The organism is Caballeronia sp. M23-90 (assembly GCF_053574605.1).
In genome coordinates, this window is record NZ_JBSIPA010000032.1 from 22293 (window position 1) to 28292 (window position 6000).

Annotated in this window: 7 protein-coding genes and 1 tRNA gene; 3 read left to right on the plus strand and 5 right to left on the minus strand. The window is 58.2% G+C overall.

What is annotated here, in order from left to right; translation table 11 throughout:
• Nucleotides 1-292 precede the first annotated feature (292 nt).
• The 3 genes from ACRXB1_RS05810 (at nucleotide 293) to ACRXB1_RS05820 (ending at nucleotide 2852) form a co-directional block, all read left to right on the plus strand.
• Nucleotides 293-763 (plus strand): VOC family protein, encoded by a 471-nt coding sequence (locus ACRXB1_RS05810; RefSeq protein WP_061999723.1) that lies wholly within the window; start codon nucleotides 293-295, stop codon nucleotides 761-763.
• 145 nt (nucleotides 764-908) lie between these two features.
• Nucleotides 909-2387 (plus strand): MFS transporter, encoded by a 1479-nt coding sequence (locus tag ACRXB1_RS05815; protein WP_449491416.1) that lies wholly within the window; start codon nucleotides 909-911, stop codon nucleotides 2385-2387.
• 138 nt (nucleotides 2388-2525) lie between these two features.
• On the plus strand, nucleotides 2526-2852 hold the full coding sequence (locus ACRXB1_RS05820; RefSeq protein ID WP_061999721.1) for an NIPSNAP family protein: 327 nt from the start codon (nucleotides 2526-2528) through the stop codon (nucleotides 2850-2852).
• A gap of 64 nt (nucleotides 2853-2916) precedes the next feature.
• On the opposite strand, the gene ACRXB1_RS05825 is transcribed toward ACRXB1_RS05820, so the two are convergent.
• The 5 genes from ACRXB1_RS05825 to ACRXB1_RS05845 form a co-directional block, all read right to left on the minus strand.
• Entirely contained in the window at nucleotides 2917-3315 is a 399-nt protein-coding gene (locus ACRXB1_RS05825) for a hypothetical protein (RefSeq protein ID WP_449491417.1), read from the minus strand.
• Nucleotides 3316-3558: 243 nt separating this feature from the next.
• Nucleotides 3559-3635 (minus strand) — tRNA-Pro (locus ACRXB1_RS05830).
• Between the two features lie 142 nt (nucleotides 3636-3777).
• The gene (locus ACRXB1_RS05835) at nucleotides 3778-4155 is read right to left on the minus strand and encodes a hypothetical protein (protein WP_062170084.1); all 378 of its coding nucleotides are present in this window, start codon (nucleotides 4153-4155) and stop codon (nucleotides 3778-3780) included.
• 104 nt (nucleotides 4156-4259) lie between these two features.
• On the minus strand, nucleotides 4260-5195 hold the full coding sequence (locus tag ACRXB1_RS05840) for a LysR family transcriptional regulator (RefSeq protein ID WP_449491418.1): 936 nt from the start codon (nucleotides 5193-5195) through the stop codon (nucleotides 4260-4262).
• 33 nt (nucleotides 5196-5228) lie between these two features.
• The coding region (locus ACRXB1_RS05845; protein WP_449491419.1) for a LysR substrate-binding domain-containing protein at nucleotides 5229-6000 on the minus strand (772 nt) is incomplete at its 5' end.

Consider the following 6000-nt stretch of genomic DNA (forward strand, 5'->3'; position numbering starts at 1 on the left):
TTTGTTCAAGATTTCAAGCCGAACGGAATTATGCATCGAGATTGCCTGCAATGCCCGGATTAACGGTAAAAGTGATTCATGTATGTACTTCGAACGTAATTTTAGATGGCAAAAAGTACTGCGGTTTGCATGGATACGATAAATTCAAAAGATGGCGGCGCAGCACGAATGGCTCACCCAGTTTTTTTGACTGAGTTTGTCGATCTATCAGGGTTTGGCACGTCGCGTTATGGCAGGCGCTCGAGCTGCGCCGGCTCTGGTGGTCAAATCCTCTCAATCAAGGAGCACTGCAATGCCCACGTCTACAGTCAAGCCAATCCCGGACGGGATGCATACGATTACGCCTCATCTGGTTTGCAAAGGCGCCGCCGACGCAATCGCGTTTTATATCAAGGCGTTCAATGCAGTCGAACACACGCGACTGCCCGGACCTGGCGGCACGGTGATGCACGCCATGCTGGGTATCGGCGATTCCACGCTGATGCTTGCCGAAGAGTTCGAGAATTGCGGCAATCATAGTCCGCTCACATTGAAAGGCTCGCCGGTGACGCTGCATTTATACGTGAACGACGTAGATGCCGCGTTCGCTCAAGTCGTTGACGCGGGTGCCAAGGTCATCATGCCGGTGACCGACATGTTCTGGGGTGACCGGTATGGCCAGGTCGAAGATCCGTTCGGTCACCGCTGGTCGCTCGCAACGCATACCCGTGATTTGAGCCCGGAACAGATCCGGGAAGCAATGGCGGCAATGCCGCAACAGTAATTCGAAACGAAAGGCGGATTGGCTCCGCCTTCATTCATCAAATAACAAAAATGAATTTGGGATGAGGCACGCGCGCCGGTACCATCGCGCGCTTGATAGCTTTTTTACAGCTTATTTTCCGGCTTCATTCAGCGTAGCCCATCCCATGTCTACTTCCTTCGCGGCAGAGCCCGCAATTGCGTCTTCGGCCTCCGATGCAGCGCGTCCCGTCATCCGCAGTGCCGCCGATGTCTCCCAGCTCGTCAACCGCGGCGCTGCAGTGGGAAGCGATGCGCGCATCGTCATCGCGATTGCGTTGGGTGGTGTTTTCCTCGATGCCTACGATCTCGGCGCGCTAGCGTTCGGCGTCAAGGATATCGCCCGCGAGTTTTCGCTGACGCCGGCGGCAACGGGTTTTGTCGCGTCGGCCATTACTTTCGGGGCGATCATCGGTGCGTTCCTGGGCGGTTATCTCACCGACAAGATCGGCCGATACCGCGTCTTCATGGCCGACATGTTCTTCTTCGTCGTCGCGGCGATTGCGTGCGGCCTCGCGCCCAATGCCTGGGTGCTGGGCGGAGCGCGTTTCGTGATGGGGTTGGGCGTCGGTATCGATTTGCCTGTCGCGATGGCGTTTCTCGCCGAGTTTTCGCGTTTGAACGGCCGCGGCAACAAGGCGGCGCGCATCGCGATGTGGTGCCCGACGTGGTACGCCGCCATCAGCGTGTCTTATCTGCTCGTGCTCGCTTTGTACGCCGTGCTCCCGGCCAGCCATTCAGGCTGGTTGTGGCGCCTGACTCTGGGCTTTGGCGCATTGCCGGCGCTGGTGATCATCGCGATCCGCAGCCGCTACATCAGCGAATCGCCGGTTTGGGCCGCGAACCAGGGTGATCTGCGCGGCGCTGCCCAGATTTTGAAGCGCTCGTACGGCATCGATGTCGAAGTCGATGCCACCGCGCTCCAGGGCACAAAGGCGCCGGTGCACAAGGCAACGTGGAGCAACTACGGCGTGTTGTTGCGTGGTGTCTATCTTCGCCGGACCGTGCTCGCGACCATCATTGCCGTGGCTTCATCGTTTGCGTATAACGCCGTGGCCTTTGGCCTGCCCGTGATCATCTCGAGTTTCCTCGCGCAGTCGATGCTCACCACCATCCTTGCCTCGCTCGCGTTGAACCTGTGTTTTGCGTTCGTAGGTGGACTGATCGCCGTGCGCACCGTGCCAAAGGTCGGCGCGTGGAAGCTGACCGTGCTGGGCTATGCCTTCCAACTGGCGGCGCTGATCGGTCTTGCTGTGGTCGGGCGGCCGGCCGGCGGCGCACAAGTCGTCATGGCGATCGGCTTTCTCGCCGTGTTCCTGCTCGGCCAGGGATTCGGTCCCGGCTCGCACAGCATGACCTTCGCGTCGCTCAGCTATCCAACGTCGCTGCGGGGCGTTGGCGTGGGTTTCAACCAGACGCTGATGCGTGCCAGTTCGACTGTATCGCTCTTTCTGTTTCCTGTGCTCTCAGCGGCGCTTGGCACGAAGGTCTTCTGGATCATTGCGGTTGCGCCGCTGGCGGGGCTCATCGCGTTGCTTGCCATCCGATGGGAACCGTCAGGCTATGACGTCGATGCCGAGGATTTCGGGCCGGCCAAGCAGGCTTGATGTTGGCTTGGTTGCGGCTCAGTGATGGCTTGATGCAGCACCGCGTGCGAATGAGATGAAACGCCGGTACGATTGCTCGTGGTGAGTCCAAGCGCGGCTTGTTTTACGGCTGCATTACTTTATGTTCACGGGGAAAAGATGATCGTTGAAATGCGTATTTATCATTGCGCGCCGGGCCGTTTGCCAGCGTTGAACGACCGGTTCACCAACATCACGCTGGATTTCTTCAAGAAATATGGCATCGAACCGATCGGGTTCTGGACGACGATCGCCGGCCCGAGCAATCACGCTCTGACTTATCTGTTGAAGTGGGAAAGTCTCGCTGAGCGCGAAGAAAAGTGGAACGCGTTCCAGGCCGATGCGGAGTGGATCGCCAAGCGCGCCGAGACCGAGGCGAAGTCGCCGATCGTCGAACGCATCGAGAATCACTTTTTGGCGCCGACGGCTTATTCAGCATTGCGTTGATAAGCGAAGCTGTTCGAAAAACGCCCGGTTATTTAGACGATAACCGGGCGTTTTCGCGATTGGGTCATGCTGCGCGCAGCGAAGTGACGTTGTCGTCCTTCGAACTCCGCCGCGATATACGTCGACCTCCTGTTTGCGACGGCTGCGCGATTTCGGGCAGGCGGCCATGCTCCTGGAAGTACCCGATCAATTCTATGGCGGCGCCGTATTCCCGCTGGACGAACCAGCTTTTCAAGGCGATCAGGAAGCCGTCGATGGCGTCATCGCCGAAATCCTGCGCGACTTCCGCGAGCGCTTCGGCGAGTGCATTGATGCGCGGCTGCGCTGACAACGTGCTTGCGATATGGGATGCGCTTCTGGACACGATCATGGCGTGAACGAGCCAGAGCTTGCTGTCGAAGGCGGGGTTCTTTGTCTTTTTGCGGGCTGGCTTGCGTAATTTGTTGCTCTTGCTGGCTGACATGTGTGTTTCCCCGGAATGCGGCAGTGCAAATCGCGGCGCAACTGCGCCGGCTTGTCTGGCCTTGGCGTTTATAGTTGATTGATAGCGTTGGGAGCACCTTGAAAAGAAACTCGAATGATGCCCACAAAGGTCTATACGCGGCGAAGGCGCACTCGGATGCGTGCAGTGCAGCAAAATCGTTGACCGATCAGGAAGTAAACGAAAAAAGGACCTAGGCGGTTAAGCCTAAGTCCTTCATCAAACTGGTCGGGGCGAGAGGATTTGAACCTCCGACCACCTGCACCCCATGCAGGTACGCTACCAGGCTGCGCTACGCCCCGAAAGAGGGAAAGTATATCAGAGACTTTCGAAATTTTGAACCGGCGGACTCATTTTCGAGCGAAGTTCCGAGCAATTCACTCCTGCACGAAGCAAATGGCGTTCATTCTGTCAAGGCACAATCGGCCGCCGAACAAGCGCCAGTCAATAACGCAATTCGGACTGCGTGTATTCGGACGTCTGGATCATCACGGATGGCTCGTCCTCGCTGCGGTCGCGCAGACGGAATCTCAGCGCCATGATGGCCGCAACCATGCACGGAATCACGTAAGCAATCGCGCGCTCTCCGCAGGCGGATAACGACGATAAATCGATGTAGTGCTCCTTGTCCGTCGTCGTCGCTGATGCGAAGACGAAAGTCAGAACGAAGTCCAGCACCATCGCGAGAATGGAGAAGCCAACAAAGAGCAGTGCGCCGTTCCAGACAAGCTCTCGCCGCGCGTTGTTCAACGCATTGCAGATCAGGATGGCGGCGGCCAGCAGCACGAAATTGAGAATTAACGGAAACCAGGGGAAAGTCATCACCAGCCCGACGGGGTTATCTTGAGAGTAAAAGGTCGCTTCAACGAAACAAATTGCGAATCGGCGCGATCTTCACACGGGCGGTGACACGTTTTGAATACGATTTATCCTAGTTTTCGGGGCGGGTTTGAAGGACCCCGCGTATCGATGAAATCGTTGGTCGAAAGCGTCTCGGAGACAAAATCGATAAATGTCCGCACCTTGGTCGTCATGTACTTGCGGCTCGTGTAGACGGCGTAGACGCGTGGTGCGAAGGTCGTGTAAGCAGGAAACAGATGCGTCAGCGCGCCCGACGCCAGATCGTGCTCCACGATCCATTTCGGCAAATAGGCGAGGCCAAGACCTGCGCGTACGAGCTGAAGCGACATGGAGCTATCGTTGGTCTTCAGCACTGCGTTGTTCTTGACGGCGAATACACCGTCCGGGCCGGTGAATTCGACGCTGTCCACGCTGGTGTAGGTTGGCAAGACGATTTCATGGCGTTCGCCGAGGTCGCGCGGATGCTGCGGCTGACCACGACGCTGCAAATAATCGGGCGAACCCACGAGCACGAACGGCACCTTGCAAAGCGGGCGGACGATCATGGTCGGCGACGGTTCCGACGTCGCGCGCAAGGCCATGTCGTAACCTTCTTCGACGAGATCGACGAAGCGGTTTTCCAGCCGCAGATCGATCAGCACTTCGGGATATCGCGCACGATAAGCCACAAGGATATCGGCGAATTTCGCATTGGCGAACCAGCCCGGCGCCGTGATCTTCAGCACGCCGCGCGGTTTGTCGGTTTGTGAACCGACCGCGGATTCAGCGGCCTGCAGGATGTCCAGCGCTTCGCGGCATTGCTCGTAATAGACGCTGCCTGCTTCAGTCAGGCTCAGGTGCCGCGTGGTCCGGTTCAAGAGGCGCACGCCGAGTTGCCGCTCCAGGTTCGCGACGTGTTTGCTGGTCATCGCCGTCGAGATGTCGAGCCGCTCGGCTGCCTTCACAAAGCTGCCGGCTTCAACGACATCGCGGAACACGCGCAAGCTGGTCAATCCGTCCATGAGACTTTCCCGGCAGGAAACAAAACGCTCAGTTTAGCGGCGTTTATCGATGGAACGGGGTGTGGTCGGGCGCTTCGGCCATTCATCGAGTTCATCGTTGAAGAGCGATGCAATTACGCCGCGCAGCCACATGGTGCGGGGATCGTTGTGAAACTTCCGGTGCCAGTGCTGTTTCAGGTCGAAGTGGGGCAAGGGCAGCGGCGGCTCGGCAAGCATGATGGACGCGTGCTCCTCCACATACGCGTAGCCGATCGCGTGCGGCACGGTCGCAATCAGGTCGGTGCGCGAGAGGATGAAGGGCAAGCTCATGAAGTGCGGCGTCTCGAGCACGGCACGGCGGCGGATACGTTTTTTATGGAGGAAATCTTCGAGGAGTTCCTGGCTGCGGCCTTCTGCGCGCACCACGGCGTGGCCGCATTCAATGTACTGCGCGAGCGTCAGCGGTCCACGTGCGCACGGATGATCGCGCCGCATCAAACAGATGAACCGATGCGAAAAGAGCCGTTGCTGGAAGAAGTTGGCGCCATCGAGATCGGGGAAATAACCGACGGCCAGATCGATTTCGCCATTTTCCAGCGCACGTTCGACCTGATCGTGTTTCAACGATACCGACCGCAAATTCGCCCGTGGCGCCGCGACCGCGAGTGTTTGCAACAATCGCGGCAAGAAGACGATTTCCCCCACATCCGACAATGCGATGGCAAAGGTATCGGTCGTCACGGCGGGATCGAAGTGCTGGGTGTCGAGCAGACCGCGCTCGATGCGGTTCAGCGCCTCGCGCGCCACGGGCACAAGGGCGAGGGCA